Raw genomic sequence first — 411 nt, forward strand, 5'->3', positions numbered from 1 at the left:
GGCCACGCCGCAGCTCCTTGCCGAGGAACACGTTCTCCGCGATGGTGCGCAGCCCCACCAGGTTGATCTCCTGGTAGATGGGGCTGACGCCGCCGCGCTGGGCGTCGTGCGGCGAGCGGAACGCGACGGGCTCGCCGTCGAGCTCGATCGTGCCGGCGTCGGGTGCGACGACGCCGGTGAGGGCCTTGATGAGCGTCGACTTGCCCGCCCCGTTCTGGCCCATGAGGGCGTGCACCTCACCGCGCTGCACGGTGAGGTCGCCCTGGCTCAGGGCGATCGTGCCCGCGAAGGCCTTCTTCACCCCTGCCATGCGCAGCAGTGGCGCGTTCTCCATGGTGGTGACCGATCTGTGAGTGCCGACGCCCGGCCCGCACCGCGCGTGGCGGGCGGGCCGGGGCGCCGGCCGGTGGG

Annotated in this window: 1 protein-coding gene; it reads right to left on the reverse strand. The window is 73.0% G+C overall.

What is annotated here, in order from left to right; genetic code table 11:
- On the reverse strand, positions 1-334 hold a 334-nt coding region (locus G3I71_RS48850; RefSeq protein ID WP_164325435.1), incomplete at its 3' end, for an ATP-binding cassette domain-containing protein.
- Between the last annotated feature and the right edge of the window lie 77 nt (positions 335-411).

It is taken from the genome of Streptomyces sp. SID12501, from assembly GCF_010550245.1.
In the GTDB taxonomy this organism is placed as follows: domain Bacteria; phylum Actinomycetota; class Actinomycetes; order Streptomycetales; family Streptomycetaceae; genus Streptomyces.